A 26,997-nucleotide genomic window follows, 5' to 3' on the forward strand; every position below is an offset into this window, starting at 1 on the left:
AGTAATTGCACATTAAAATTTTAAAACAATTCAATGTTTTGTAATTTCTGCTTAATTTTTAACGATTTAGACAGAGGCGCTCCAACTATTAATACTTTAAATAAAGCCCAATATCTTGGTTTGAAAAAGCTCTTAAAAAAATATTGAATTTGGAGATGGGTTATTAAAAATTTATAATTCAAATAATTCGAGTGCTTTCTCAGCACATATAACATCGAAATTTTCAATTCAATTTTAATATGAATAGAAGGTGTTGTACTAGCACCGTGGTAATGTATGTATCTTGCCTCGGGAATCAAAAAACAACTTTTATTAATTTTTTCTAGTCTTCTGCACAAATCTGTTTCTTCATAGTATAGAAAAATAGCAGTATCAAATCCTCCAACTAAATTAAAATCAACAGTATTAACCATCATAAAGCTTCCTTGCACATAGTTGACTTTTGTAGGTGTAAGGTATTCCGCTTTTCTCTTGGGATATTTTTTTGGGTTAATTTTTTCTAGAAAATCTCTACCAAATAATTCTTTAGTGAGCGATGTAAAATGGTCAAATGCTTGCATTCTTTTTCCATCTTCTTTAAAGGATTGCCCGCCAACAATTGCTACTGATGTATCGTTTTTAAGTGCGTTCCATAAAATGCTCAAACAATCGTTTAAAAAAACGGTATCATTGTTAATAAAAGCTAGATGGTTCGCCGATGCATAATGAACTCCCAACATGTTCCCTGCTCCAAAACCTGTATTTATTTTACTTCTTACAAGTTGTAAATGTGGCCAAGTAAGCGTATCACAAAAGTGTTTTAGTTTTAAAAAGTCTTCTTTTTCAGAGCAATTATCAACAACAATAATTTGAAAATTGATAGCGTCTGATGTATTTTTAATAATGCTTTCTATACATTCTTGAGTAAGTCTACTGGAGTTGTAGTTGATTATTATCGCTGCAATTTCAAACATTTTTTTGTTTATTAATTTAATTGATTAGTATATTTTTCGATACATAAGCCATAGTAATAAATAGCGTTTAAGCACGGCGAAAGAATGTAAATAGGCTAAAATAAATCCTTCTTTCCCATCTAGAAATCCTAATTTCACAATATAGTTTTTTATAAAAAAAACTATTGGGCGAAGGAAGAAATGATAGGCATTAGGTCTTGTTTTTTTTTGATAAAGTTCTTGTGCCTCTAGCTTACTAAACAAATTTAGTTTCTCATTATAGGCGTCAAAATTTTTGTAAGCGTAATGATTACTATGATTTTTTAAAACATCGGTTTTTCCTTGTGTAATAAGTTTTTCGTGTACTAAACTTTCGTTATAATGGCATGATTGCTTCTTAAAAATCCGAATCGATTTTTTGGAGTTGCAACCTCCAAATTTCATCTGTTTTCCCATAAAATGGAAATTACTTTTCAAATAATATGCTGAAAAAATATTTCCAGAGCTAATTGTCATTTGAATTTCTTCAGCAAGTTCTGGAGTGACATTCTCATCTAAATCAAAAAAGAGAACCCAGTCGTTATTGGATTGCTGTAGTGCAAAGTTACGTTGTGTTGCAAAATCATCAAAAACTCTTTGAATTACGGTAACTCCAAGTTCTTTTGCAAGGGCTGTTGTCGCATCAGTACTATAGCTATCAATAAATATAATTTCATCAGCAAAAGATAAACTTTGAACATATTTTTTTACGTTCTCTTCATCATTCAAAGTGATTGCCAATGCAGTTATTTTAGGTTTCAAATTTTTTTCTTTAGGATGAGGCATGAACGAGGCAAATGTAATAAATTTACAACTGTATTTTTACAAAAAAAGCAAATGGCGCAATTACCTATTTTAATGTATCATAATGTTTCCCAAAAGGAATTAGAAAGTAATGGTCTTACCATTTCTATTCAAAAATTAGATAATCAATTTCGCTATTTAATGGAGAATAATTTCGTTTCCTTTCATCTTTCAGAATTAGAATCGCTGTCAACCATTCCGCCAAAAAGCGTAGTGTTAACTTTTGATGATGTGACTGAAAATCAGCTTTTTTATGCTTATCCTTTACTCGAAAAATACAATTTGAAAGCTACTTTCTTCATTCCATTTCAATACATTGGTAAAGCTGATTTATGGAATCAAGGAAAAGAAAAAATCATGTCGGTTCAAGACCTAAAAAGCCTTAGTCCTAGAATAGAATTGGGTTTGCATTCTTATGCTCATGGCAAATACGATTCAATGTCAGCTGCTGAAATTAATGAAGATTTCGAAAAATGTTTTCAGATTATCGAACAAAATGATCTGAAAGTATACCATGCACTAGCTTATCCTTACGGTAATTTTCCAAAAAAGAATCCAAAAAATGCAAATTTCAAAACTATATTAGAAAACAATAATATCAAAATGGGATTACGCATTGGAAATAAAGTCAATAAATTTCCGTTTAAAAATAGGTATGAAATTATGCGAATTGATGTGAAAGGCGAGGACAGCTTACTGCAATTTAAATTAAAATTACGCTTTGGAAAACTGAAATTATTTTAGACCTTTTTCGATTAAAATTATTTTTGCATAGCGAGAAAAAACACCATAAGCATTCACGCTTGCGAGAGCCAAACCTGGAATTCCATCCATAAAACCTCTTTTTAAAATATAGGACGAAAAAAAGCGGTAAAAAGGTTTGAATATCAGATGAAAGTAGGTTGCTTTTTTCCCCTTATCAAAAGATGTTTTTGCTTGAAACCAAGCATAAGAATCTTTTTTCTGTAATAAATTTGTTAATCCTTTGTAGGTGTAATGAATCATAAAATTTTTTAGTATTCCAATACTTCCTTCTACGTGTAATTTTTCATGAACATCTCCTGTGAAATAAATGTTTTTATTTTTTACCAAACGAACAACTTTGTCTACTTTGTGGTATAAAAAACGATTCATATAAAAATGGGGAAAACAAATTTTATAACCAGCATGCTTGCCCTCCTCGATTACGGATAGAATTTCTAGCTTGAGCTTTTGAGTTACACGTTCATCACCATCCAAAAATAATATCCAATCTCCCGATGCTGATGAGATGGCATGATTTTTTTGATTCGAAAAGTTGTCAAATTTACGTTCAAGCAAAGTACAGCCTAATGCGATTACTTTTTCCCTTGTACCATCAGTGCTGAAAGAATCAATTACAATAATTTGATCAGCAAAATCGATCGATTTTATAGCGTCTTCAATATAATTAATCTCATTATAGGTAGGAATTATGACCGAAAGTGTACTCATTATTTCTTTTTAAGAAAAACAAAATTAACAAATTTGCGTTACCTTTGCAGCATTATGCAGAAGAATATTTCAGTAATTATAAGCACATACAATTCGACCGAATGGCTTAAAAAAGTAATTTGGGGCTACAATACGCAAACCTATCGCAATTTTGAAATGGTCATAGCTGACGATGGTTCTCGACAGGATACCTTCGATTTAATTGAAGAATTGAAAAAAGAAGTTTTTTATCCCATAGTTCATGTTTGGCATGAAGACAATGGTTTTCAGAAATCCCAAATTTTAAATAAAGCAATTGTAGCTTGCACCACAGATTACATTATGATGTCTGATGGCGATTGTATTCCACGTCCAGATTTTGTTGAACAACATATAAAATTTAGAGAAGAAGGCTATTTTCTATCTGGTGGTTATCATAAATTACCCTTACAATTATCTAAGGATATTAGCAAATCTGATATTTTTGCTGATTTGTGTTTTGATGTTTCTTGGTTAAGAAAACACGGAATGAAATCTTCATTTAAAAACAATAAAATTAATGCTACAGGTTTAAAAAGTAGTATTCTAAATTTCTTGACCCCTACAACTCCAAGTTGGAATGGCCACAACGCATCAGGTTGGAAAAAAGATATTCTCGCTATTAATGGTTTTGATGAACGAATGCAGTACGGCGGACAAGACAGAGAATTGGGGGAACGATTAGTAAATTATGGCATTAAGCCAAAGCAGATAAGGTACAGTACAGTTTGTTTGCATCTGGATCATCCTCGTGGATATGCCACTGAAGAATCGATAAACAAGAACAGAAACATTCGTAAAGAAACAAAAGTGGAAAAGAAAAAATGGACTGATTTTGGTATCCGAAAAAAATAAAAAAAGCAACTCTTGGAGTTGCTTTTTTGCTATAAATTATTTTTTAAAAAGAGGTCTAATTCTGGTAGAACTAACTCTGGTGTAAGTTGCTGGTATAATGCATCAGGATTTTTCTCGATTTTCTTGCGTTCTTCAAAAGTAAACTCATCAAATAGGTTTGGTTTTATTTCGAGTAAATGAACTGAATGATGAAATTTTCCGTCCTCGAAACTTGCCCAATGATCTTTATTGACATAAGGTGAGAAAATGGTAAAACTAGGTTTATTCAATGCTTTGGCAATATGTACCGTTCCTCCTTCATTGGCTACTAAAACATCGGATTTATCCATGATTTTGATAAAATCACGTATGTTTTTAGCTTTAATATCAAAAATGATATCCGCCTTATTTTGGCAAAGATTGTAAATTTTTTGTGCTTCTTCTTTTTGGTTAGGCGCATAGTTAAACAATATAGATACATTGTAGTTTGTGGCTATAAAATCAACCATTTCTGCAACATATTCGTAGGGCATAGATTTTTGGGGTGTACTTCCTAATATACCTACTACAACTACTTTTTTATTTGAATGCAACTCTAAGTTAGCTTCATTTTTCTCGTTGTCAGTTAAAAATATTTTAGGTTCATAATCTATAGGTTCATAATTGCCCGATTGGTTTAACAAATGAATCCGATCTTCGATAGCCTTACCACAAATTTTTGTTTTCTCTTTCGAAATAGCTACAGGATGGGTATAATAGCCCCAGTTTCCTAGTTTTTTTCTGCTTTTATGACCAATAGTTTGTTTGGCTCCAGAAAATTTACAGATTAGTTTACTCTGTGTTTTGGAGTAGGGATCAAAAATAATATCATATTTTTCGTTTCTGATTTGGCGAATTAATCGAAATAAAACGGGTAGTTTCTTTAGCTCTTTATCGTTAATTGAGATAATTTTATCAATATTTGGATTGTTTAGGATTACACCATGGGTAAAATCGTATGCCAAAAAATGAACCGTACTGTTTGGGTATTTTGCCTTAAAGTTATTTGCTATTACGGAACTAATCAAAACATCGCCAATGCGCTTATTTTGTATGATTAAAACTTTTTTCATAAAATTATTTCTAGGTACAAAGTACTATTTTTTATACTTTTAAACCAAATTTAAATAAAACATAGTGCAAGTTATTCTTCATCCCGATTTTAAAAATCAGAAAAATTCTATTCTTCAATTAGTTGCGACTTTTTTTAATGAAGGAGATTTAATTGTAAAAGGTGCAAGAAACACAATAAAATCCAACGATTTAGACGGAAAAAGAGTTAACATTAAATATTTTGCCAAACCAAATCTTTTTAAATCAATTATCTATTCTTTTTTTAGGAGCACAAAAGCTAAACGTTCTTTTGATTATGCTAATTATTTATTGGTACATAATATTGCTACTCCTGCTCCGATTGCTTATGTTGAAAACCGAAATCGCTTCGGTTTTTTATCAGAAAGTTATTATATATGTGACCAAGTCGAATATGATTTTACAATCAGAGAATTGATACACAATCCCTTATTTCCCGACCGAAAGAATATTTTAGAGCAGTTCACAGAATTTACCTTCAGGATGCATGAAGCCAGTATTAATTTTTTAGATCATTCTCCCGGTAATACTTTGATTGTAAAGAAAAGTGAAGGGAAATATGATTTTTATTTAGTTGATTTAAACCGAATGAAATTTGAAAATCTGTCCATTGAAGCACGAATTGATAATTTTAAGAAAATGTGGTTGTCTAAAACAATGGTAAAAATAGTGGCTAGTACTTATTCAAAATTAAGCCAACACCCTGAAGAAAAATTGCATAAAATACTTTTAAAAACAACAACCTCATTCAAGCGAAAAATTACTAAAAAGAAATACTTGAAAAGAAAAATAGGCAAATAAAAAAGTCCCAATTTTTAATTGAGACTTTTAATATATTAATACCAAATTAAACCGCTACGTCATATTCTCGAAGCGCATTATTCAAGGAAGTTTTTAAATCAGTTGATGGTTTGCGTGTACCAATAATTAATGCGCAGGGTACTTGAAAATCTCCAGCTGGAAAAGATTTGGTATAACTCCCTGGTATCACAACTGAACGTGCAGGAACATATCCTTTCATTTCAACAGGCGTTTCTCCGGTTACATCAATAATTTTTGTTGAGGCTGTTAAACAAACATTGGCACCTAGAACGGCTTCTTTACCCACATGAACACCTTCAACAACGATACAACGAGATCCAATAAAAGCACCATCTTCAATAATTACTGGAGCAGCTTGTAAAGGTTCAAGAACACCACCGATACCAACACCACCACTTAAGTGTACATTTTTACCGATTTGAGCACAGCTTCCTACAGTTGCCCATGTGTCTACCATAGTTCCTTCGTCAACATATGCACCAATATTTACATAGCTAGGCATCAAAATCACACCACTTGAAATGTAAGCTCCGTAACGCGCAACAGCGTTTGGAACAACGCGAATTCCTTTCTCGGCATAGCCTCTCTTTAATAACATTTTATCGTGGTATTCAAAAATTCCAGATTCCAATGTTTCCATTTTTTGAATAGGGAAGTACATAACGACCGCTTTTTTCACCCATTCGTTTACTTGCCATCCTTCACCAACTGGCTCCGCAACACGTAATTTCCCGGTGTCTAATAATTCGATAACTTCTCTGATAGCATCAGTTGTTGTCGTTTCTTGCAACAAAGCACGGTTTTCCCAAGCTTGTTCTATAATTGTTTGTAATGGATTCATTTTTGATAGATTTTTGGCAAAGATAAGATTTTTAGCTAAAAGCAAAAACGCAAAAGTGATTGAAAATGTTATATATTTCTAAATTATCGAAGGCATTCGAATAGAATTTCGGACCAGCATTAAAACCCAAACTTTATAATTATAGAGTTCGGTCATTTAGGATGAATTATATTTAGTTTAAAAAGATTTATAGTAATGAAAATGAACTAAAATCTTAAATAGAATAAAATTTGTAAAGTAATTTTGATGTTTTGGCATTGTATGTGTTACTACCTTTTTTAAAAAAGTTATATTTATGAAAAAAATTATACTAATTGGAATTCTACTATTTATTTTTCAAAGTTGTGGTCTTTATTCTTCAAATGGCATCTATAGACAAACAGATACTATTAAAAACACCATTATAGTCTCTTATAAACAACGGTATTTCATCAAAAACAACCGTGAAATCTATTATGTAAATAATGATTTTGTTCTAGAAAAAAAGAAAGAATCTGATACATTTAGTTCTTTTTTTAATTTTTTTACAATTCAAGATTTCGGTAAAATAGACAGCTTGGTTTATGTAAAGATAAATGATAGAATTTACTGTAAAACGATCAAAAATTATAGTCAAAGTATAAATACAGAAACTAAAACTGAAACCGAGTCTATTAAAGACAATGAGGATAAAAAAGTCGAAATTGTTACAGGTTTCCAAAGTGATTCTCGTTTACTGCATCAATTTGAATTGAATTATAATGAAGAGGAGCTGCTAGAATTTAAAAATATTAATACACTTAGTTTTCAGTTTTATAAAAATAAAAAGCCAATCTTGATTGATGTTAACACTTCTGAAATTGTTAAAATAAGAAATATTTTTAACCAAAAATTATCTAATTAAATAATAACTTTATCTTAGCATTTTAATCAGTTAACCTTTATTTTAGTACTAAGTTTTTATATTGTAATATGCCAAGAATTCTCTCCATAGATTACGGACAAAAACGAACCGGAATAGCCGTTACTGATGAAATGCAAATTATAGCTTCAGGACTAACAACCATTCCTTCTCCAACCGCGATTGCTTTTTTGAAAGATTATTTTGCCAAAGAAAAAGTAGAAGCAGTACTTATTGGAGAACCCAAACAAATGAACGGAGAACCATCCGAAAGTGCTTCTATCATAAAAGGATTTGTAACCCATTTTTCGAACCATTTTCCTGAGATGAAAGTCATTCGCGTTGATGAGCGCTTTACTTCAAAAATGGCTTTCCAAACGATGATCGATAGTGGCCTCAGTAAAAAAAAGCGTCAAGATAAAGGACTTATTGACGAAATTTCAGCAACTATAATGTTGCAAGATTATTTGAATCGGAAGCCTTTTTAGAATCTAATTGTTATCCATTTGGTTCGGTTGAGCTTACATTACAATTCCTTACTTTTTAACAATAAATTGTTATACTTTTTTTATAGATATAAAGTATCTTTGCGCCTTAAATTTTTGTTATGCCTGATACAACCATTCGTTCGCAAAGTGATGTAGTTTTGATAGGTGCTGGAATTATGAGCGCCACTCTTGGCTTAATCCTAAAAGAGTTACAACCAGATATTAAAATTGAAATATACGAAAGATTAGCCATGGCCGCTGCCGAGAGTTCTGATGCATGGAATAATGCTGGAACCGGTCATTCTGCTTTTTGTGAACTCAATTATACTCCAGAAGGGTATGATGGTAGTATTGATCCCAAAAAAGCGATCAGTATTGCTGAATCTTTTGAAGTTTCAAGACAATTTTGGGCCTACTTAGTACAGCAAAATAAAGTTTCCGCACCTGAAAATTTTATCAAAAGTATTCCGCACCTAAGTTTTGTTTGGGGCGAAAAAAATGTCGATTATCTTAAAACACGTTTTGAAGTTTTGCAGGCAAATCCACTTTTTAAACAGATGGTTTTCAGTACAGATTTCAATCAATTAAAAGAATGGATGCCTCTAGTCATGGAGGGTAGAACTGAAACAGATAGAGTAGCAGCGACCTCAATGACAATTGGAACTGATGTGAATTTTGGTGAGCTAACCCGAAATATTTTCACTTATTTGGCCAATTTAGAAGGTGTAACGATGCATTTTAATTGCGAAGTTCAAAAACTGAAACAGGGTGAAGATAAATTGTGGCGTATAAAAATCACTGATTTGGCAACTGGAATAAAAAGAAAGGCATATACCAAATTCGTATTTATAGGTGCAGGTGGTGGTTCTTTACCTTTGTTAGAGAAAGCCAATGTTCCAGAAGGAAAAGGCTATGGAGGTTTTCCGGTAAGTGGGCAATGGTTAAAATGTACAAATCCTGACGTTATTGCCAAACACAAAGTAAAAGTATACGGAAAAGCAAGTGTTGGTGCTCCGCCAATGTCAGTTCCACATATCGATTCCAGAATGATAAATGGAGAAAAACAGTTGTTATTTGGACCTTTTGCTGGTTTTTCTACTCGCTTTCTAAAAAATGGTTCCTATTCTGATTTACCTTTATCTATAAAGCCCGATAACATTATCCCGATGATTGCTGCGGGTATAAAAAATATCCCACTTACTAAATATTTGATAGATCAAGTGCGTCAGTCGCCTAAGGATCGTATCAATGCTTTACGCGAATATGTGCCTGGTGCAAGATCCAAAGATTGGGTATTAGAACGAGCTGGTCAACGCGTACAAGTAATAAAAAAGGATGAAAAAGAAGGCGGTATATTAGAGTTTGGCACAGAAGTGATTACCACTGCTGACGGCTCTTTATCGGTTTTGTTGGGTGCTTCTCCTGGTGCATCAACAGCAGTATCGATTATGTTGGACTTAATTACAAGATGTTTTAAGGATGATATTGAAACTCCTGAATGGCAGGAAAAATTAAAACTAATGATTCCATCATACGGACAGACTTTAAATGATAATCCTGCTTTATTAGATGAAATAAGACAAAATACGGCGACCGTTTTAAAACTAAACAATTAGAGATTCAATAGTAATTTACAGGCGCTGAATAATAGATGTATCTATTTTCAGCGCTTTTTTTATGAAGTTTTTAATAATATTTTGATGTTTTTTACAATGTTTTCTGAGAGGTTCGTCAGCCACATCAACTGCTCTATCACTAATTGAGCTTCTTGCATTTTTAATTGAAACGCCTCTTCATCAATTGCAATTCCCTGCTTCAATTCCTTTTCACGAATATTTTTTAGTTCTGTAAATCGGATTTCCAAGTCTTCCATTAAAATATTTTCTTGAAGCTTTGCGTTATTTTCATTCAAAAGAAAAATGGCATTGTCAAGTTTTTTAATAGCAGTATCAACAACTACATTAAATGCTTCAGAAGCTGTTGTCGTTTTGTGTGATTGGATGTAAGTTCCCAATGACGCTAAAGACGAAAGTAACGAATGATTTAAAACAGCCAGTTTGTACACTTGTGGTAATTGTTTTTGCTTCGATTTGGGTTCTTGTGTCATACGTTGAAAAGAAGCCATTAAATTACCTATTTCAATAAAGGCATTCTTGCGCGCCAAACGGTAGGAAGTCGAAATACTTCCTTTTTTATTATAAAAAGCAGCTATTTCTTTAAGATAAATTTGATTGGCTTTGATTGCTTTTTCTAGATGTATTCGCACATTTAGAAATTCCCAGGAAGGCCATAAAAAATGGTTTGCAACAAATGCCAAAACTGCTCCTACCACTGTGTCCAGAATTCGATACTGCACTAAATCACTAATATTTGGTGTAATGATTCCATAAATAAATACAACATACATGGTGACAAATGTGGCACTTATTTTGTAATTGACTTGCGTAAAATAAAATCCCAATAGCATGCAAGCAATAGAAAAAACACCAATAATGCTCTTATCGTCTACAAGGTAAAGGATTCCAAATGCGAGTATGCCTCCCAACACAGTGCCAATTAAACGATGAAAAGATCGCTCCTTCGTCAAGCCATAACCCGGTCTCATGATTACAATTATGGTCAATAATATCCAATATTCATTGTGGAATGATACAAATTTACCAATAATAAACCCCGTCATTAAGGTTATGGTTAATCGCATGGAATATCTAAAAATCGTAGATGAAAAACTAAGATTTTGGGTTAAAGTACTTAATGGATAGTATTGCGGATTGAGGAATTTTTCAAGATCCTTGTCAATTCCTTTCCAATCATGTGCGCTAAAACTAGGAGAGAACGCACGCTCTACAATTTTAATCTTTTCTACTTGTTTTTCAGCATATTGTAGCATTGTTGTCAACATAAAAACGCCTTCGGAAGCATTTTGTTTCCCTAATTCATTTTCATAAGCTGCTATTGAAAGTTGTAAGGCATGCATATCATGCAACAAAGTAGACTTATAAATGTATGTCGTGCTTTTTTTGACACTTTTTGATAATTGTTTTAGACTAGTCGCAAGTGAATAGGCTAAGTTTTGATAGGAGCGCAACACTTTCGGATGGTCATCGAATTTTTGATGTAACGTATTATGATCAAATGCTGTAGATAAAGCCAATTCTAAAATCTCTACCAATGAGATAAAAACAAGTAGCATTTTTCGGTTTTGATTGGAAGATCCTGAAGTACCTTGTCCGCTGACTAAAACTTCTCTTATGCTTTGATGTATGGTATTAAGCTCTACTTGAAGATGTAGTTGCTTCTCGATAATAGCTTTTCTATCGGCAGTTACAGTCCATAAATCGCCTCGAAGTTTTAAATATTTAGCGGTAAGTTTTATACAATCAGCAATCTGTAATTCAACATAGCGATGCGGTCTTAGATACTGAAAAATAATCGAAATAAGTAAATAGAACAGCCCACCTGAAAGAATTAAACCTGAGTGTATGACCATTGACCAACCCGTGCTGATACTCGCAAATGCTAATGAAACGGCAATCAAACAGGAAAATGAAACCATGTTGGCTCTTTGCCCATATACCGACAGCATGGCAATAAGGAAGATTAAAACCGCTAAAAAAGGATAAAAAATAAAGGGAAAAGGATAAACGAGATTAACCAGTAAATGGAGTCCCGATACTAAAAAAGCAGTAACTACAATGCCTTTTATTTTATGTTGAATACTACTAGGAATATCACTTGGATATGCAAAAATTGAACCCAGAGCCATAGCAAAACCCATTTGAAAATTACCATAGAAAGTGAATAATAGAACAGGGATAACTGCCGCTAATGTAACTTTTAAAGCACTAGTAAAATTGGTGCTGTCGATAATTTTTTGGATTTTGTAAAGCATATATTTGTATTGGTACAAAGGTAAGGTTTGTACGAACGATGCAAAGGATCTGTTGCGCTCTTTTTGCTTAAATTTTAAATATTAGCTAATAATTAACAGAGGCTCACGCAATGTCTAATTTTTTACTATTTTTGCAAACTGAATTAATGGGATCTTTTTCCTAATTACAGTAGATAATACTTAATACAAAAACAATGATTTTACCAATTATAGGTTACGGTGATCCAGTTTTAAGAAAAGTAGGGGAGGTGCTTTCACCAGAACATCCTAATTTGAAAGAAACGATTGCTAATATGTACGAAACGATGTACAATGCTTATGGTGTCGGACTTGCCGCACCTCAAGTAGGATTAGCGTTGCGATTATTTGTAATCGATACTACGCCGTTTAGCGATGATGAAGAATTAAATGATACCGAGCAAAAAGCATTAAAGGGATTCAAAAGAACTTTTATCAATGCTAAAATGATAAAAGAAGAAGGAGAAGAATGGAGCTTTAATGAAGGTTGTTTAAGTATACCTGATGTAAGAGAGGATGTATACAGAAATCCAACAATTACAATTGAATACTGTGAGGAAGATTTTGTGACTAAAACGGAAGTTTTTGACGGATTAATAGCCAGAGTAATCCAACATGAATATGATCATATTGAAGGAATATTATTCACCGATAAGATTTCCTCATTGAAAAAAAGATTGAATCAAAAGAAATTAAAAAACATCTTAGAAGGGAAAACTTTTCAAGAGTACCGAATGAAATTTTTTGCTAAAAAAGGAAGATAGAACAATTTTAGTACTCAATTTTGGTATGAAATTTGTTTCTAAATGAAAAACGAATAAGTCAAATTCTTAATAATAATTACACAAAACATGAATTTAGAAAAAATATTAGCCATTTCTGGTAAACCAGGTTTATATGTATTAAAAGTGCAAACACGTACTGGGTTTGTAGCAGAGTCGTTATTAGACGGAAAAAAAATAACAGTAAACTTAAAAAGTAATGTAAGCTTACTATCTGAGATTTCAGTTTATACCTATGAAGGCGAGAAACCTTTAGCTGAAATCATGCAAACAATTGCAGATAAAGAAAATAAAGAACAAGCAATTTCTCATAAAGAGGAAAACGGAAAATTAACTGCTTATTTCAAGGAAATTTTAGCAGATTATGATGAAGAAAGAGTATATCCTTCAGACATAAAAAAAATCCTAAATTGGTACAATATGTTGCAAGCAAAAGGGTTAATTGTAGATGAAGCGCCAGTTGCAGCTGAAACTACAGCAACTTCTGAAGAAGAAGTAACAATTCCAGAAACTAAAGCTCCAGCTAAAAAAGTAAAAGCAAAAAAAGAGTAATACTACTTAAAAATAATATTATATCCTGTTCAGCTATTTTCTGAACAGGATTTTTTTATTTTTACCAAAAACATTTTCTAATGAATTCAAGACAAAACCAGTTGCAAGCTTTCGAAAGATTATTGGACATTATGGATGATTTGCGTGAAAAATGTCCGTGGGATAAGAAGCAAACCATGCAAACGTTGCGTCATCTTACCATAGAAGAAACCTATGAATTGGGTGATGCCATTTTGGACAATGATTTAAATGAAGTCAAAAAAGAGCTGGGAGATTTGCTATTGCATATTGTTTTTTATGCTAAGATAGGAAGCGAAACGAGCGATTTTGATATGGCTGATGTTTGCAATGAAATTTGTGATAAACTAATTCATCGTCATCCGCATATTTATAGTGATGTTGTAGTGAAAGATGAAGAGGAAGTAAAGCAAAACTGGGAGAAATTAAAGTTGAAGGAAGGTAAGAAATCAGTTTTAGAAGGTGTTCCAAAAAGTTTACCGGCCTTAGTCAAAGCCAGCCGAATTCAGGATAAAGTAGAAGGAGTGGGATTTGATTGGGAGGAACCACATCAGGTTTGGGATAAGGTCCAAGAGGAATTAGAAGAATTACAAGTTGAGGTTGAAGCAGGTGATCAAGATAAAATTGAAGCTGAGTTTGGGGATGTTTTATTTTCGATGATCAATTATGCTCGTTTTCTCAATGTTAATCCAGAGGACGCCCTTGAACGTACAAATAAAAAATTCATCAAACGCTTTCAATATCTAGAAAGTAAAGCGGGAGATTTAGGAAAACCCTTAATGGATATGACTCTTGCAGAAATGGATATTTTTTGGGAAGAAGCGAAGAAATTATAGTTTTCAGTGTTCAGTTTTTATAGTAATCAGTGCTCAGATTTCAGTCTCGATATTTCGAGATTAGTATCCTTTTTTAAATAATTAATTTACCCATGTCAGAAAATAAAACCGAGTTAAAACGTTCCTTAGGATTAATAGATGCCACAAGTTTAGTAGCTGGTTCCATGATAGGATCTGGAATTTTTATTGTAACATCAGCAATGGCTAGGGATATTGGCTCCGCTGCTTGGTTATTGGTCATTTGGGTAGTGACAGGATTAATTACAGTCGCCGCAGCCCTAAGTTATGGCGAATTGGCAGGAATGATGCCTAATGCAGGCGGGCAATTCGTTTACATTCAGCGTGCTTACGGCAGATTAGTTTCATTCTTATACGGCTGGACCGTTTTTACGGTAATTCAAACGGGTGTTATTGCTGCAATTGCAGTAACTTTTGCAAATTATGCCGCCATCTTCTTTCCTGTTTTAGATCAAACGCTCTTTACTGTTGGTACTAGTTTTGTTTTTTCGTACCAAAAAGTATTGGCTATCTTCAGTATAATTTTGCTAACGTACATCAATACCAAAGGAGTTGAGAGCGGGAAAACGGTTCAATTGATTTTCACTTCGGCTAAACTAATTGCACTTTTTGCATTGATTGTTTTGGGATTGTATGTTGGTTTACAAACGGATGTATTGTCCAATAATTTTGCAAATATGTGGGAAGCCAGCAAAACGGTCGTAAATGCTGATGGAACAATTACAGTTACAAAATTAGCAGGAATGGCAATTTTGGGTGCTGCAGGAGCAACGATTATCAACTCGTTATTTTCTAGTGATGCTTGGAATAACGTTACTTTTATTGCTGGAGAAATTAAAGAACCTAAAAAGAATATTCCTCGCAGTTTATTTCTAGGAACATTGATAGTAACAGTTATATACGTTTTAGCGAATATTGCGTATTTGGCTTTATTACCTATGCAAGGAACTCCAAACGCTGCAGATATTGCCAGTAACGGAATCATGTTTGCCAGTAATGATAGAGTAGGCGCGGCAGCTGCAAGCATGATTATGGGAAATGTAGGGGTTTTTGTGATGGCTGCGCTAATCATGGTTTCCACTTTTGGATGTAATAGCGGATTAATTCTTTCAGGAGGAAGATTGTTTTTTGCTATGGCAAAAGATGGGTTGTTCTTTAAACAAGCTACGGAGTTAAATAAAAATCAGGTTCCAGCCAAAGCGCTTTGGGTGCAGTGTATTTGGGCTTGTGTGCTTTGTATTTCAGGAAAATTTGGGGATTTATTAACGTACGCAACTTTTGCATCGTTGTTGTTTTATATCCTAACTATTTTGGGCGTATTTATTCTTAGAAAAAAAGAACCTAATGCGGATAGGCCTTACAAAGCTTTTGGTTATCCATTTGTGCCTGCACTTTATATTGTAGTAACAGTAGCAATTTGCTTCACATTATTGATTTATGATACGTTCAATACGGGATTAGGATTGTGTATAGTTGCACTTGGTATACCGGTGTACTATTTTGTAATGAATAAGAAAGAGCAAAATTAATGGAGCTATTCTGCTAGTTTTTTTAGCGCATTGATATCTTTTAAAATAATTTTTTTGCCTGTCAATTCTATCAAACCTAATTTTTTAAAATCGGAGAGTAAACGGATACAACTTTCAGTGGCAGTGCCAATTATACTGGCTAATTCTTCTCTTGAAAGTTGTATTTTCAAAGAATTATCTTTGTTTTTTCCAAAAGTATTATTTAGATAAAGCAGCGTTTCGGCTAACCTTTCTTTGACTGTTTTTTGGGCCAAATTCACCATGTGATCATCGGCTTCTTTTAGATCTCCACAAATACTTTTCATCACATTCATCGAAAACTGATTGTTTTTGTCAAAGTACCCCATCACTTCCGACTTTGGAATAAAACAAACCTGCATATCTTCTAGAGCTACGGCACTCAAGTTTACCGGTTCATCACTAATCATCGAGCGTTGTCCTAGTAATTCTCCTTTAGTAACTAATTTTACAATATGGTCTTTGCCGTTTGCACTCAATTTGGTTAGTTTGCACACACCATCCTTGATACAGTAGATACCATTCACATTCTCACCTTCCTCAAAGATAACTTCTCCCTTTTTGATAATATGGGATGTTTTACAGCTAGAAAGTTTTAATAATTCATCTTTAGTTAAGGCTTTTAAAGAGCTAAATTCTCTGACGATACATTGTTCGCATTTGCTCATATTGCTTATGATTTATTTACAGAACAAAACTAACTCATTAATATGATAAATGTCATGTTTTATTTAACAATCGTTTAAGTACTTTGCTCTAGGTAAAATGAGCAGAGTTATGGACACACAAAACTGTTTCCATTGTGGGTTAGACATTACTAAAGAAGACGAAATTATTTTTGATGCTAAAAATTTCTGTTGTAACGGTTGCAAAACGGTCTACGAAATTTTCAGTCTGAATGATTTGACGTGTTATTATGATTTTGAAAAATCCCCTGGAGCAACCCCGCAAGATAGTACTGGTAAATATGATTTTTTAGACAATGAGAGTATTGCATCCAAATTATTGGAATTTCAAGAAAATTCAACCGCAATTATTTCACTTAGTATTCCACATATTCATTGCAGCTCGTGTATTTGGATTCTGGAAAATCTACAGCGTCTTCAGGAAGGAATAAGCACTTCACAGGTAAATTTTCCAGAAAAAAGAGTCCGAATCACCTTCAATCCAGAAGTTGTTTCTATCAAAACGATTGTTTATTTATTGAGTTCTATTGGTTATGAACCCTACATTAGTTTAGAAAATTATGAAACGGGAAGTGATGAAGTAGATAGAAGTTTGACTTATAAACTAGGCGTTGCTTTCTTTTGTTTTGGGAATATTATGTTGCTGTCGTTTCCAGAATATTTTGAAGTAAAAGAATTTTGGTTAGACCAATACCGTGGCTTTTTCCGCTGGTTGATTTTTACTTTAGCGTTACCAAGTTTCTTTTATTCGGCGAGTGGTTATTATGTTTCTGCGTATAAAAGTATCAGAACTAAAATGCTCAATATTGATATTCCTATTGCATTGGGAATCGTGGTGATGTTTGTGCGAAGTACGTTTGATATCGTCATGGATTATGGTTCTGGTTTTTTCGACAGCTTAACCGGATTAATTTTCTTTATGCTTTTAGGGAAAATGTTCCAAATCAAAACCTATAGTTTTTTGAGTTTCGAAAGGGATTTTAAATCCTATTTTCCGATAGCAATTACCAAAATCAATTCGGATTTATCAGAAGAAAGTGTGGCGATTTACGACGTTGAAAAAGGTGATCGATTACTCATCAGAAATCAAGAACTCATTCCCGTTGATGGCATTCTAATTTCGGAAAATGCAGAAATCGATTATAGTTTTGTAACCGGAGAAGCGATTCCTATTGCTAAACAATCTGGAGACAAAGTTTTTGCAGGAGGAAAACATATAGGAAAAGTAATTGAAATGGAAGTTTTACATGCTGTTTCCCAAAGTTATCTAACGCAATTATGGAGTAATGATGTGTTCCAAAAAAATGTAGAGCAAAAACACAAAACGATTACGGATAGCATTAGCCGTTATTTTACACCTATTTTATTATTGATTGCTTTTGCAGGATTTGGCTATTGGATTTTTATTGATGCGAATATCGCTTTCAATGTGTTTACGGCAGTGCTTATTGTTGCTTGTCCTTGTGCTTTAGCATTGACGGCACCATTTACTTTTGGGAATGTTTTGCGAATTTTAGGAAAACAGAAATTCTATCTCAAAAATGCTTTGGTTATTGAACAATTGGCGAAGGTAGATGCCATTGTTTTTGATAAAACAGGAACGATTACGACCAATAAAAAATCGAAAATTTCTTATGAATCCTCCCCCAACCCCTCCGAAGGAGGGGAGCAAAAAACAGTAGAGACAGATACAAATTTAATATTGATAAAAAACGCACTTCGTGGATCAAACCATCCATTGAGTAGAATGCTCTATGACTTTTTACCTGAAATGAAAAGATTAAAAATTGATGATTTTGAAGAGATTACAGGGAAAGGAATTAAAGTAAAAATAGAAGGGAATATAATTCAAATAGGTTCATTAGAATTTTGTACTCCGCCATTATCAGTTTTGTCTCCATCTCCTTTGGTGAGTCCCGTAGCGTCGGGAGGGGAGGGGAATACCTCGGTTCACATAAAGATAAATGATTTGTATTACGGAAAATTTATTTTCAATAATCAATATAGAGAAGGACTTGAAAATCTTTTCAAAAATTTAAGCAATACCTATCAAATCATGGTTTTATCAGGTGATAATGAAGGCGAACGCGCTACTCTAGAACAACTTTTGCCGAAAGGCATGGAGTTAATTTTCAATCAGAAACCGGAACAAAAATTAGAATTTATTAAAAAATTACAGGAAAACGGCAAAAATGTAATGATGGTAGGAGATGGATTGAATGATGCCGGGGCTTTAGCGCAAAGCAATGTAGGAATCTCTATTTCTGAGAATGTCAATGTTTTTTCACCTGCTTGTGATGCTATTTTGGATGCCAGCGAGTTTCAAAAATTGAATTATTTCTTGAAATTATCGAAGAATTCAATAAAGACTATAAAAATGAGTTTTGCACTTTCTTTATTGTACAATGTTGTTGGATTATCATTTGCTATAACTGGGAATCTACTGCCTCTGGTTGCAGCTATTATAATGCCTTTGAGTACAATAACCATCGTAAGTTTTGTAACGGTGATGAGTAGTTATTATGCAAATAAAAAATAGAATTGTATACGTTTTTGAGGTGTGCAATCAGATAGATTTAACAGATATCATCAAGTATGACAAATGTCATATTTTACTCAAAAACGTAAAAGTAACTTTGTTAACACAAATTAAGGTATGAGTGTCATTTATTTATTAATCTCCATTAGTATAATTGTTGCCATTGGTTTTTTTATTGCTTTTATAAGGGCAGTAAAAACCGGTCAATACGACGACGATTATACGCCATCTGTCAGAATGTTATTTGACGATGAGTTAATACAGCCGAAAGTTGAAAAACCAAAAGTCAAAAGTGAGAAGACTTCGTGATATTCAACAGTAATTTTTAAAATTTTTCAATCATTTAATTTTTTTATTTATGGAAATGCAGCAGTTTTATTATGATAACAAAATTGTAAAAAACTTCATTTACGCGACCATTGTTTTTGGAGTAGTAGGAATGTTAGTAGGACTTACATTGGCCTTTATGTTTCTTTTTCCAAATATTACCGATGGGATTTCGTGGTTGAGTTACGGTCGATTAAGACCTTTACACACGAATGCGGTTATTTTTGCCTTTGTAGGGAACGCAATGTTTGCGGGTATATATTATTCCTTGCAACGCTTGTTGAAAGCCAGAATGTTCAGTGATTTTTTGAGTAATCTTAATTTCTGGGGCTGGCAATTAATCATTGTAGCAGCAGCCATTTCATTACCGTTGGGGTATAGTTCTTCTAAGGAATATGCCGAATTAGAATGGCCAATTGATATCGCAATTGCATTAATTTGGGTTGTTTTTGGTATCAATATGATTGGAACTATTATAAAACGTAGAGAGCGCCATTTATATGTTGCGATTTGGTTTTACTTGGCAACATTCGTAACGGTTGCAGTTTTACATATTTTCAATAGTTTATCATTACCGGTTTCTGGAATGAAAAGTTATTCCGTTTACGCAGGGGTTCAAGATGCCTTGGTACAATGGTGGTACGGTCATAATGCGGTTGCATTTTTCTTGACTACACCTTTCTTAGGATTGATGTACTATTTTATACCAAAGGCGGCGAATCGCCCTGTGTATTCTTACAGACTGTCAATTGTTCACTTTTGGTCGTTGATTTTCATATACATCTGGGCAGGACCACACCATTTATTATATTCTGCTTTGCCAAATTGGGCGCAAAATTTAGGTGTTGCCTTTTCAATTATGCTTTTAGCGCCTTCTTGGGGTGGTATGATAAACGGATTATTAACATTAAGAGGGGTTTGGGATAAAGTACGTGTAGATCCAGTTTTGAAATTCTTTGTGGTAGCTATTACCGGTTACGGAATGGCAACTTTTGAAGGTCCGATGTTATCCTTGAAAAATGTAAATGCTATTGCACATTATACAGATTGGATTATTGCTCACGTTCACGTAGGTGCATTGGCTTGGAACGGATTTATGGCTTTTGGTATGATTTATTGGTTGGTTCCTAGAATGACTAAAAGTAATATATACTCTCTTAAGTTAGCAAATTTCCATTTTTGGATTGGTACTTTAGGAATCATATTATATACTATTCCAATGTATGTTGCTGGTTTTTTACAAGCATCGATGTGGAAACAATTTAACCCAGACGGAACTTTAACGTATGGTAACTTTCTGGAAACAGTAACTCAAATTATGCCAATGTATTGGATGAGAGCTATTGGCGGAACCCTTTATTTAATTGGAATGTTTACTTTGGTGTATAACATTATTCAAACGGTTCGATTGGGTTCTAAAATTGAAGACGAATTAGCGGAGGCTCCTGAGTTAATCAAAATTAGTGCGGGTAGAGTAAAAGGAGAGAAATTTCACCCTTGGTTAGAAAGAAAACCTATTCAATTAACCATTTTGGCAACGGTTGCAATTTTAATTGGAGGTGTTATCCAAATTGTTCCCACGATTATGGTTAAATCGAATATTCCGACCATTGCCAGTGTAAAACCGTATTCTCCACTAGAATTAGAAGGACGTGATTTATACATCCGTGAAGGTTGTGTAGGATGTCACTCGCAGTCTGTTCGTCCCTTTCGTAGTGAAGTAGAGCGCTATGGACCACAATCTAAAGCAGGCGAATATGTATACGATCATCCATTCCTTTGGGGATCAAAACGTACAGGTCCCGATTTATTAAGAGTGGGTGCAAAATACAATGATAATTGGCACTTTAACCACTTCTGGAATCCGCAAAGTATATCTGCAGGATCTATTATGCCAGGTTACAAATGGTTGTTCGACAATAAACCAATGGATGTTTCTTTGACTCAAAAGAAAATGCAGGTTATGGCGACACTTGGAGTTCCTTACACAGAAAGTCAAATTGCAAGTGGTTTAGATGATTTAAGAAAACAAGCTGTCGCTATTGAAGAAAACTTGAAAAATGATCCCGATTTTGTAAAAAGTTATAACGAAAGCAAGAAAAAAGCCGCAGCCAGAGGAGAGAAATTTGTTCCAATGAACGAAAGAGAAATCGTTGCCTTAATTGCTTATATGCAAAGATTGGGAACCGATATTAAAGTAAAAGATAATACTAAAAAATAAAAGTCATGTTCGAACAAATAAAACACAATATGGAAACTATTGAAGGTGTGGCGATATATCCCATCGTATCATTATTAATTTTTTTCTTCTTTTTCGTGGGTCTTGGTTTATGGGTGTTCTCCTATAAGAAAGAGACGATAAGTGAATTGAGTCAAATTCCATTGAGAGAGAACTAAATAGTTTAATTTTTTAAAATTTATAAAATGAAAAAATTAATTCCAGTATACGTTAGGATACCTGTTATTTTCTTTGCCGTAATGATGGCAATGGAGTATTTTATCGACTCAGGAGATCGTCCTGCTTTTATAAAATTCCCAATTGTTTCCGTATTCTTATTTGTGTTTCTTTTTCTTTTGATAGCAATTGAAATTACCGTAAGTGCAGTAGATACTATTACGTATTACTTGTTGACCGAGGAACAAAAAATCCAATTAAATGCAGTTAGCGATTTAAGTTTCAAGGATAGTGAATGGTACAAGAAATTGATGGCAAAATTGACTAAAACTGAACCTTTAGAAAGTGAAGGTCAGCTTTTATTAGATCATGATTATGACGGCATCAAAGAGCTTGACAACAATTTGCCACCATGGTGGGTGTATTTGTTTTATGCATCAATTGTTTTTGGAGTTGTTTATATGGTTCGATACGAAGTTTTGGGAGCTGATAATCAAGAGATGGAGCTTAAAAAAGAAGTCGCTCAAGCCAAAATTGATATTGCAGAATACATGAAAACCGCACCGGATATGATGGATGAAAAAACGGTGACCTTATTGACAGATCCTACAGATTTAGCAGCTGGAAAAGAAATATTTACAATCAATTGTGCGGCCTGTCACAGAGCTGACGGTGGTGGGCAAATTGGACCAAATTTAACGGATGATCAATGGATTTTAGGTGGCGGAATAAAAAATGTATTTCATACTCTTGTAAATGGAGGACGTGACGGAAAAGGAATGATTTCTTGGAAAGGCACATTGAAACCTAAAGAAATGCAGAAAGTTGCCAGTTATATCTTATCCTTAAAAGGTAGTAATCCACCAGATGCTAAAGCTCCAGAAGGTGAGGTTTGGGTAGAAGAAAAGGGTACTGTTGCAGTTAAATAACAATTAGAAACACACGTTTTTATTTAGCTTAAGAATTTTAATAATTATTTTGAACTTGTTTTTTAAATAAAAAAAATGTCAAAATTACCAGACGAAGCATTTAGAGATACCATAGGAACTATTGATTTAGAAGGAAACAGAAAATTTATTTTTCCTAAAAAGCCTTCAGGAAAGTTCTATGATTACAGGAAATGGGTGAGTTATTTTTTACTGATAGTCCTTGTTGCGAATCCTTTTATAAAGATAAATGGGAATCAGTTCATGATGTTCAATATATTAGAACGCCGATTTAATATTTTAGGTTTTCCTTTTTGGCCTCAGGATATTTATCTTTTTGTGCTCTTTATGATAATCGGGATAGTTTTTGTCATCCTTTTTACAGTGATTTTTGGACGGATATTTTGTGGATGGATTTGTCCACAGACCATCTTTTTAGAAATGGTTTTTCGTAGAATAGAATACTGGATTGAAGGCGATCGTGGTGCCCAAATTCGTTTGGAAAAACAAGAATGGAATAGAGAAAAAATCAGAAAAAAGGCCTTCAAATGGACAATTTTCTTAATCATTTCTTTTTTTATTGCCAATGTCTTTCTCGCGTATCTCATCAGTAGTGACAAGTTGCTTTTAATGATTGAAGAAGGACCAGAAAACCATGTGAGCATGCTGATTTCATTATTGATTTTTACAGGAGTTTTCTATTTTATTTTTGCATGGTTTAGAGAACAGGTTTGCATTATAGCTTGTCCTTACGGAAGATTGCAAGGGGTTTTATTAGATGATAAATCGATAAATGTGGCTTATGATTTTGTTCGTGGCGAAAAAGAAGTAGGCCGTGCTAAATTCAACAAACAAGAGGATAGAGCGACAACTGGAAAAGGCGATTGCATAGATTGTAAACAATGTGTAAATGTTTGTCCAACTGGAATTGACATTCGTAACGGAACGCAAATGGAATGTATCAATTGTACCGCTTGTATTGATGAATGTGATACGATTATGGATAGCGTTGGTTTACCAAAAGGACTTATTAGATATGCTTCAGAGGATGAAATTGAGAAAAAAGTAGCGTTCAAGCTTACCCCTAGAATGAAAGGATATTCAGCAGTATTATTCATTCTAACAGGAATTTTGATTGGATTATTGTTCTTGCGTTCTGATGTTGAAGCCAGCGTTTTAAGATTGCCAGGACAATTATTTCAGCATAAAGGCGATAATATTAGCAACATTTATACTTTTAAAATTATCAATAAAACCAATAATGACTTTGATGATATCCATTTTAAACTTGTTGGAATAAAAGGAAATTTGAAAGTGGTTGGAAAACAAGAATTAAAAGTGCCTAGACAAGGGATGAATGATGGAACACTGTTTATTGAAATCAACCAAAATTTATTAGACAGTGATAAAACAAAACTGAGAATTGAGGTGTATAACGGAAATAAAAAAATTGAAACAGCAACTACTAATTTTTTAAGTCCGCGAAGTTTTGATTAAATAGTATGAAATTCAAGGTTCAAAAAATATAAATATAATAGTATGAAAATTAGCTGGGGAACAGGAATCGTAATCGCTTTTGGTTTGTTTATAACCTTCATTTTGTATTTTGTTTTTACGGTTCAATCCGATTCAAAATACGATAATGAGTTAGTGGTAGAAGAATATTACAAGCATGATGCACATTTTGGAGATGAAATGGCACGTATACAAAATGCAGCTGATTTGATGCAAAAGCCAACAATTACAAGTGTTGCAAACGGAATTGAAATAGTTTTTCCAAAAGTTTTTGATCCAAAAAAAATTAAAGGTAAAGTGTCCCTTTACAGACCGTCTAACAAAAAATTAGATTTTGAAATTCCAATTTCATTATCTAATGCTACTACTTTGCTCATACCTAAAAAAAGTTTGGCAGGCGGTCGATGGGACATTAATATGGAATGGCAATACGATGGAAAATCATATTTGACTAAAGAAACGATATATATCAATTAGTCTTACAGTAAAAATTTTAAAGTCCATCAATTGGCTTTAAGATTTTCAACTTTATGACATTAGACAAAAAAAATGCTTTATACTGCCTTCATTTTCGGTTTAATAAGTAGTTTTCACTGCATAGGAATGTGCGGTCCTATTGCTATGATGTTGCCTGTAGACAGAACAAATCAGACTAAAAAAGCAACTCAAATCATCACCTATCATTTAGGAAGATTAACGGCGTATGGGACAATTGGCTTTGTTTTTGGTCTGCTGGGAAAAGGTTTCTTCTTGGCCGGTTTACAACAGAATTTATCCATATTTATTGGTGTAGCCATGATCTTAGTAGTTTTGACTCCGGAGAAAATTTTTGCGAAATACAATTTTTCAAAACCTGTTTTTAAATTAATATCAAAGATAAAAACAGCTTTAGGAAGTCAGTTTAGAAACAAGAGTTACAAATCCCTTTTTACTATTGGTGTACTGAATGGCTTTTTGCCTTGCGGAATGGTTTATGTTGCCTTGTTTGGTGCTATTGCTATGCAAAGTGAAAGTTTGGGTGTTTTGTATATGATTCTATTTGGGCTAGGAACCGTTCCCTTGATGAGCAGTGTAGTGTACATCAATTCATATCTCACAATTCCTATTCGAAACCGAATCCAAAAAGCAATTCCATATGTAGCGGTTTGTATTGGCTGCTTATTTATTTTAAGAGGATTGGGATTGGGAATTCCTTATATTTCGCCATCCAATATGAGTTTGTTTATTCAAGAAAATCCAAACTGTCACTAACTTTTAGATCATATAGGATGTGAAAAAGCACGCCATATCGCGTGCTTTTTTTGTATATTATAAAACATCAAATTGTCATTGAAAACAAAGCAGTTTCCGGTACTTTTCTTTTCAAGCGTAAATCGAATGCCATACAAATATTACGAACATAAGGTTTTCCTTTTTCTGTAACTGAAATTCCATAGTCATTAATTACTAGTAATCCGTCACTTTCCATTTCTTTCAATTGTATTAATACATCTGGAATTTCATTAAAATAATCGGCTATATTTTTCCAGGAAGTTTCAAATTGACACATTAAATTTAGAATGTGCTTGCGGATGATGAGGTCTTCATTGGTCAATAAATGCCCTCTAAAAACCGGTAATTTGTCCCATTCTAAAATTTGATAATAATCTTCTAAATTTTTTACATTCTGTGCAAAACTAGACCAACTGTCACTGATGGAAGAAACGCCTAATCCAATCATTAATTCTGTTTTAGACGAACTGTACCCCATGAAATTACGGTGCAATGTGCCATTTTGGAAAGCATCGAATAAACTGTCAGTCTCCAACGCAAAATGATCCATTCCTATTTCATGATAGCCATTTTCAGATAATAATTTTTTACCCGTTTCATAAAGCGTTCTCTTTTTATCATCTTTTGGAATGTCTTCGTCGTTAAAACCGCGCTGTCCATTGCCTTTAATCCAAGGAACGTGAGCGTAGCTATAAAACGCCAATCGGTCGGGTTGTAATGATTTTGTTTTCTCAATCGTATCAATTACATCCTCTATTTCCTGAAAAGGCAATCCAAAAATAATATCATGACCTATAGAAGTATACCCAATTTCTCTGGCCCAAAACGTAACTTTTGCTACATTATGAAAAGATTGTAAACGATGAATTGCTTTTTGAACTTTCTCAGAATAATCCTGAACACCAAAACTCACTCTTCTAAAACCTAAATCATATAGCTTTTGCAAATGTTCATAAGTTGTATTATTTGGATGGCCTTCAAAACTAAATTCATGATCTTTGGCTTTTTTAGCATGAACAAAGATGCCATTTATTAAATCCTCTAAATTTTTTGTAGAAAAAAATGTGGGAGTTCCACCACCCAAATGAATCTCTTTTATAGTTGGCTTTTCTCCAAGAATCTTGCAATATAAGGTCCATTCTTTCAAAACGGCTTCTATATATGGATTTTCAACGCCGTGATTTTTGGTGATTCGCTTGTTACAGCCACAAAAAGTACATAGGCTTTCGCAAAAAGGCAAATGAATATACAAACTAATGCCTTCTGAAGAACCACTCGCTTGAAAGGATGTATTTAATCTTTTAGCCCAAATTTCATCCGTAAAATCCGTCTCGTCCCAATACGGAACTGTAGGATAACTGGTGTATCTTGGTCCAGGAACATTATATTTTTGTAGTAAGGAATTTTTCATG

Annotated in this window: 26 protein-coding genes; 18 read left to right on the top strand and 8 right to left on the bottom strand. The window is 33.4% G+C overall.

The window, feature by feature from the left end; genetic code table 11:
* Positions 1–20: 20 nt before the first annotated feature.
* Complete coding sequence (locus ACNQGB_RS04915) at positions 21–953, bottom strand: glycosyltransferase family 2 protein (RefSeq protein WP_417943770.1); 933 nt, start codon at positions 951–953, stop codon at positions 21–23.
* A 24-nt stretch (positions 954–977) separates the two neighbouring features.
* Positions 978–1,733 carry a glycosyltransferase family 2 protein gene (locus tag ACNQGB_RS04920; RefSeq protein ID WP_417943771.1) on the bottom strand — a complete coding sequence of 252 codons (756 nt, stop codon included), beginning with the start codon at positions 1,731–1,733 and terminating at the stop codon, positions 978–980.
* Between the two features lie 75 nt (positions 1,734–1,808).
* Here ACNQGB_RS04920 and ACNQGB_RS04925 point away from each other — a divergent pair, with 75 nt between their 5' ends.
* The gene (locus ACNQGB_RS04925) at positions 1,809–2,519 is read left to right on the top strand and encodes a polysaccharide deacetylase family protein (protein ID WP_417943772.1); all 711 of its coding nucleotides are present in this window, start codon (positions 1,809–1,811) and stop codon (positions 2,517–2,519) included.
* Here ACNQGB_RS04925 and ACNQGB_RS04930 read toward each other — a convergent pair.
* Positions 2,511–3,248 carry a glycosyltransferase family 2 protein gene (locus ACNQGB_RS04930; RefSeq protein WP_417943773.1) on the bottom strand — a complete coding sequence of 246 codons (738 nt, stop codon included), beginning with the start codon at positions 3,246–3,248 and terminating at the stop codon, positions 2,511–2,513. The genes ACNQGB_RS04925 and ACNQGB_RS04930 overlap by 9 nt on opposite strands.
* A gap of 54 nt (positions 3,249–3,302) precedes the next feature.
* Between ACNQGB_RS04930 and ACNQGB_RS04935 the strand changes: the two genes are divergently transcribed.
* Positions 3,303–4,121 (top strand): glycosyltransferase family 2 protein, encoded by an 819-nt coding sequence (locus ACNQGB_RS04935; RefSeq protein WP_417943774.1) that lies wholly within the window; start codon positions 3,303–3,305, stop codon positions 4,119–4,121.
* A 29-nt stretch (positions 4,122–4,150) separates the two neighbouring features.
* On the opposite strand, the gene ACNQGB_RS04940 is transcribed toward ACNQGB_RS04935, so the two are convergent.
* Complete coding sequence (locus tag ACNQGB_RS04940; RefSeq protein WP_417943775.1) at positions 4,151–5,212, bottom strand: glycosyltransferase family 9 protein; 1,062 nt, start codon at positions 5,210–5,212, stop codon at positions 4,151–4,153.
* A 64-nt stretch (positions 5,213–5,276) separates the two neighbouring features.
* On the opposite strand from ACNQGB_RS04940, the gene ACNQGB_RS04945 reads away from it, so the two are divergent.
* Complete coding sequence (locus tag ACNQGB_RS04945; protein WP_417943776.1) at positions 5,277–6,032, top strand: lipopolysaccharide kinase InaA family protein; 756 nt, start codon at positions 5,277–5,279, stop codon at positions 6,030–6,032.
* Positions 6,033–6,078: 46 nt separating this feature from the next.
* On the opposite strand, the gene ACNQGB_RS04950 is transcribed toward ACNQGB_RS04945, so the two are convergent.
* A complete protein-coding gene (locus ACNQGB_RS04950; RefSeq protein ID WP_417943777.1) occupies positions 6,079–6,894 on the bottom strand; it encodes a 2,3,4,5-tetrahydropyridine-2,6-dicarboxylate N-succinyltransferase in 816 nt (271 codons plus the stop codon).
* 295 nt (positions 6,895–7,189) lie between these two features.
* On the opposite strand from ACNQGB_RS04950, the gene ACNQGB_RS04955 reads away from it, so the two are divergent.
* From ACNQGB_RS04955 to ACNQGB_RS04965, 3 genes are all read left to right on the top strand, one after another.
* Positions 7,190–7,777 carry a hypothetical protein gene (locus tag ACNQGB_RS04955; RefSeq protein WP_417943778.1) on the top strand — a complete coding sequence of 196 codons (588 nt, stop codon included), beginning with the start codon at positions 7,190–7,192 and terminating at the stop codon, positions 7,775–7,777.
* Between the two features lie 68 nt (positions 7,778–7,845).
* Positions 7,846–8,262 (top strand): Holliday junction resolvase RuvX, encoded by a 417-nt coding sequence (gene ruvX, locus ACNQGB_RS04960; protein ID WP_309759683.1) that lies wholly within the window; start codon positions 7,846–7,848, stop codon positions 8,260–8,262.
* 119 nt (positions 8,263–8,381) lie between these two features.
* Positions 8,382–9,878, top strand: coding sequence for a malate:quinone oxidoreductase (locus ACNQGB_RS04965; RefSeq protein WP_417943779.1), 1,497 nt, complete (start codon positions 8,382–8,384; stop codon positions 9,876–9,878).
* Positions 9,879–9,937: 59 nt separating this feature from the next.
* Here the strand turns inward: ACNQGB_RS04965 and ACNQGB_RS04970 are convergent, their stop codons facing one another.
* Positions 9,938–12,154, bottom strand: a complete 2,217-nt coding sequence (locus ACNQGB_RS04970) for an FUSC family protein (protein WP_417943780.1) — start codon at positions 12,152–12,154, stop codon at positions 9,938–9,940.
* Between the two features lie 194 nt (positions 12,155–12,348).
* On the opposite strand from ACNQGB_RS04970, the gene def reads away from it, so the two are divergent.
* The 4 genes from def (at position 12,349) to ACNQGB_RS04990 (ending at position 15,907) form a co-directional block, all read left to right on the top strand.
* On the top strand, positions 12,349–12,936 hold the full coding sequence (gene def, locus ACNQGB_RS04975) for a peptide deformylase (protein WP_417943781.1): 588 nt from the start codon (positions 12,349–12,351) through the stop codon (positions 12,934–12,936).
* Between the two features lie 87 nt (positions 12,937–13,023).
* A complete protein-coding gene (locus tag ACNQGB_RS04980) occupies positions 13,024–13,506 on the top strand; it encodes a DUF5606 family protein (RefSeq protein WP_417943782.1) in 483 nt (160 codons plus the stop codon).
* 80 nt (positions 13,507–13,586) lie between these two features.
* Positions 13,587–14,360 carry a nucleoside triphosphate pyrophosphohydrolase gene (gene mazG, locus ACNQGB_RS04985; protein WP_417943783.1) on the top strand — a complete coding sequence of 258 codons (774 nt, stop codon included), beginning with the start codon at positions 13,587–13,589 and terminating at the stop codon, positions 14,358–14,360.
* Between the two features lie 92 nt (positions 14,361–14,452).
* A complete protein-coding gene (locus ACNQGB_RS04990) occupies positions 14,453–15,907 on the top strand; it encodes an APC family permease (protein ID WP_417943784.1) in 1,455 nt (484 codons plus the stop codon).
* Between the two features lie 5 nt (positions 15,908–15,912).
* On the opposite strand, the gene ACNQGB_RS04995 is transcribed toward ACNQGB_RS04990, so the two are convergent.
* A complete protein-coding gene (locus ACNQGB_RS04995; RefSeq protein ID WP_417943785.1) occupies positions 15,913–16,593 on the bottom strand; it encodes a Crp/Fnr family transcriptional regulator in 681 nt (226 codons plus the stop codon).
* A gap of 109 nt (positions 16,594–16,702) precedes the next feature.
* On the opposite strand from ACNQGB_RS04995, the gene ACNQGB_RS05000 reads away from it, so the two are divergent.
* The 8 genes from ACNQGB_RS05000 to ACNQGB_RS05035 all read left to right on the top strand — a co-directional run bounded on the left by ACNQGB_RS05000 (position 16,703) and on the right by ACNQGB_RS05035 (position 25,564).
* The gene (locus ACNQGB_RS05000) at positions 16,703–19,150 is read left to right on the top strand and encodes a heavy metal translocating P-type ATPase (RefSeq protein ID WP_417943786.1); all 2,448 of its coding nucleotides are present in this window, start codon (positions 16,703–16,705) and stop codon (positions 19,148–19,150) included.
* A 117-nt stretch (positions 19,151–19,267) separates the two neighbouring features.
* A complete protein-coding gene (gene ccoS, locus ACNQGB_RS05005; RefSeq protein WP_417943787.1) occupies positions 19,268–19,459 on the top strand; it encodes a cbb3-type cytochrome oxidase assembly protein CcoS in 192 nt (63 codons plus the stop codon).
* A gap of 49 nt (positions 19,460–19,508) precedes the next feature.
* The gene (ccoN, locus tag ACNQGB_RS05010; protein WP_417943788.1) at positions 19,509–21,698 is read left to right on the top strand and encodes a cytochrome-c oxidase, cbb3-type subunit I; all 2,190 of its coding nucleotides are present in this window, start codon (positions 19,509–19,511) and stop codon (positions 21,696–21,698) included.
* A 5-nt stretch (positions 21,699–21,703) separates the two neighbouring features.
* Complete coding sequence (locus ACNQGB_RS05015) at positions 21,704–21,874, top strand: CcoQ/FixQ family Cbb3-type cytochrome c oxidase assembly chaperone (protein ID WP_417943789.1); 171 nt, start codon at positions 21,704–21,706, stop codon at positions 21,872–21,874.
* A gap of 27 nt (positions 21,875–21,901) precedes the next feature.
* The gene (locus tag ACNQGB_RS05020; protein ID WP_417943790.1) at positions 21,902–22,801 is read left to right on the top strand and encodes a cbb3-type cytochrome c oxidase N-terminal domain-containing protein; all 900 of its coding nucleotides are present in this window, start codon (positions 21,902–21,904) and stop codon (positions 22,799–22,801) included.
* A 75-nt stretch (positions 22,802–22,876) separates the two neighbouring features.
* Positions 22,877–24,295, top strand: coding sequence for a cytochrome c oxidase accessory protein CcoG (gene ccoG, locus ACNQGB_RS05025; RefSeq protein ID WP_417943791.1), 1,419 nt, complete (start codon positions 22,877–22,879; stop codon positions 24,293–24,295).
* A gap of 42 nt (positions 24,296–24,337) precedes the next feature.
* Complete coding sequence (locus ACNQGB_RS05030) at positions 24,338–24,790, top strand: FixH family protein (protein ID WP_417943792.1); 453 nt, start codon at positions 24,338–24,340, stop codon at positions 24,788–24,790.
* A gap of 72 nt (positions 24,791–24,862) precedes the next feature.
* The gene (locus ACNQGB_RS05035; RefSeq protein WP_417943793.1) at positions 24,863–25,564 is read left to right on the top strand and encodes a sulfite exporter TauE/SafE family protein; all 702 of its coding nucleotides are present in this window, start codon (positions 24,863–24,865) and stop codon (positions 25,562–25,564) included.
* A gap of 67 nt (positions 25,565–25,631) precedes the next feature.
* Here the strand turns inward: ACNQGB_RS05035 and hemN are convergent, their stop codons facing one another.
* Positions 25,632–26,996: an oxygen-independent coproporphyrinogen III oxidase gene (hemN, locus tag ACNQGB_RS05040; protein WP_417943794.1), complete on the bottom strand. Its 1,365-nt coding sequence runs from the start codon at positions 26,994–26,996 to the stop codon at positions 25,632–25,634.
* Position 26,997: the final 1 nt, after the last annotated feature.

It is taken from the genome of Flavobacterium frigidum, assembly GCF_048286795.2.

What these genes read in the sequence shown, in the direction of transcription:
- ACNQGB_RS04915 (WP_417943770.1), bottom strand. Translation starts at nt 953, where the DNA reads ATGTTTGAAATTGCAGCGATAATAATCAACTACAACTCCAGTAGACTT.
- ACNQGB_RS04925 (WP_417943772.1), top strand. Translation starts at nt 1,809, where the DNA reads ATGGCGCAATTACCTATTTTAATGTATCATAATGTTTCCCAAAAGGAA.
- ACNQGB_RS04930 (WP_417943773.1), bottom strand. Translation starts at nt 3,248, where the DNA reads ATGAGTACACTTTCGGTCATAATTCCTACCTATAATGAGATTAATTAT.
- ACNQGB_RS04935 (WP_417943774.1), top strand. Translation starts at nt 3,303, where the DNA reads ATGCAGAAGAATATTTCAGTAATTATAAGCACATACAATTCGACCGAA.
- ACNQGB_RS04940 (WP_417943775.1), bottom strand. Translation starts at nt 5,212, where the DNA reads ATGAAAAAAGTTTTAATCATACAAAATAAGCGCATTGGCGATGTTTTG.
- ACNQGB_RS04950 (WP_417943777.1), bottom strand. Translation starts at nt 6,894, where the DNA reads ATGAATCCATTACAAACAATTATAGAACAAGCTTGGGAAAACCGTGCT.
- ACNQGB_RS04955 (WP_417943778.1), top strand. Translation starts at nt 7,190, where the DNA reads ATGAAAAAAATTATACTAATTGGAATTCTACTATTTATTTTTCAAAGT.
- ruvX (WP_309759683.1), top strand. Translation starts at nt 7,846, where the DNA reads ATGCCAAGAATTCTCTCCATAGATTACGGACAAAAACGAACCGGAATA.
- ACNQGB_RS04965 (WP_417943779.1), top strand. Translation starts at nt 8,382, where the DNA reads ATGCCTGATACAACCATTCGTTCGCAAAGTGATGTAGTTTTGATAGGT.
- ACNQGB_RS04970 (WP_417943780.1), bottom strand. Translation starts at nt 12,154, where the DNA reads ATGCTTTACAAAATCCAAAAAATTATCGACAGCACCAATTTTACTAGT.
- def (WP_417943781.1), top strand. Translation starts at nt 12,349, where the DNA reads ATGATTTTACCAATTATAGGTTACGGTGATCCAGTTTTAAGAAAAGTA.
- ACNQGB_RS04980 (WP_417943782.1), top strand. Translation starts at nt 13,024, where the DNA reads ATGAATTTAGAAAAAATATTAGCCATTTCTGGTAAACCAGGTTTATAT.
- mazG (WP_417943783.1), top strand. Translation starts at nt 13,587, where the DNA reads ATGAATTCAAGACAAAACCAGTTGCAAGCTTTCGAAAGATTATTGGAC.
- ACNQGB_RS04990 (WP_417943784.1), top strand. Translation starts at nt 14,453, where the DNA reads ATGTCAGAAAATAAAACCGAGTTAAAACGTTCCTTAGGATTAATAGAT.
- ACNQGB_RS04995 (WP_417943785.1), bottom strand. Translation starts at nt 16,593, where the DNA reads ATGAGCAAATGCGAACAATGTATCGTCAGAGAATTTAGCTCTTTAAAA.
- ACNQGB_RS05000 (WP_417943786.1), top strand. Translation starts at nt 16,703, where the DNA reads ATGGACACACAAAACTGTTTCCATTGTGGGTTAGACATTACTAAAGAA.
- ccoS (WP_417943787.1), top strand. Translation starts at nt 19,268, where the DNA reads ATGAGTGTCATTTATTTATTAATCTCCATTAGTATAATTGTTGCCATT.
- ccoN (WP_417943788.1), top strand. Translation starts at nt 19,509, where the DNA reads ATGGAAATGCAGCAGTTTTATTATGATAACAAAATTGTAAAAAACTTC.
- ACNQGB_RS05015 (WP_417943789.1), top strand. Translation starts at nt 21,704, where the DNA reads ATGTTCGAACAAATAAAACACAATATGGAAACTATTGAAGGTGTGGCG.
- ACNQGB_RS05020 (WP_417943790.1), top strand. Translation starts at nt 21,902, where the DNA reads ATGAAAAAATTAATTCCAGTATACGTTAGGATACCTGTTATTTTCTTT.
- ccoG (WP_417943791.1), top strand. Translation starts at nt 22,877, where the DNA reads ATGTCAAAATTACCAGACGAAGCATTTAGAGATACCATAGGAACTATT.
- ACNQGB_RS05030 (WP_417943792.1), top strand. Translation starts at nt 24,338, where the DNA reads ATGAAAATTAGCTGGGGAACAGGAATCGTAATCGCTTTTGGTTTGTTT.
- ACNQGB_RS05035 (WP_417943793.1), top strand. Translation starts at nt 24,863, where the DNA reads ATGCTTTATACTGCCTTCATTTTCGGTTTAATAAGTAGTTTTCACTGC.
- hemN (WP_417943794.1), bottom strand. Translation starts at nt 26,996, where the DNA reads ATGAAAAATTCCTTACTACAAAAATATAATGTTCCTGGACCAAGATAC.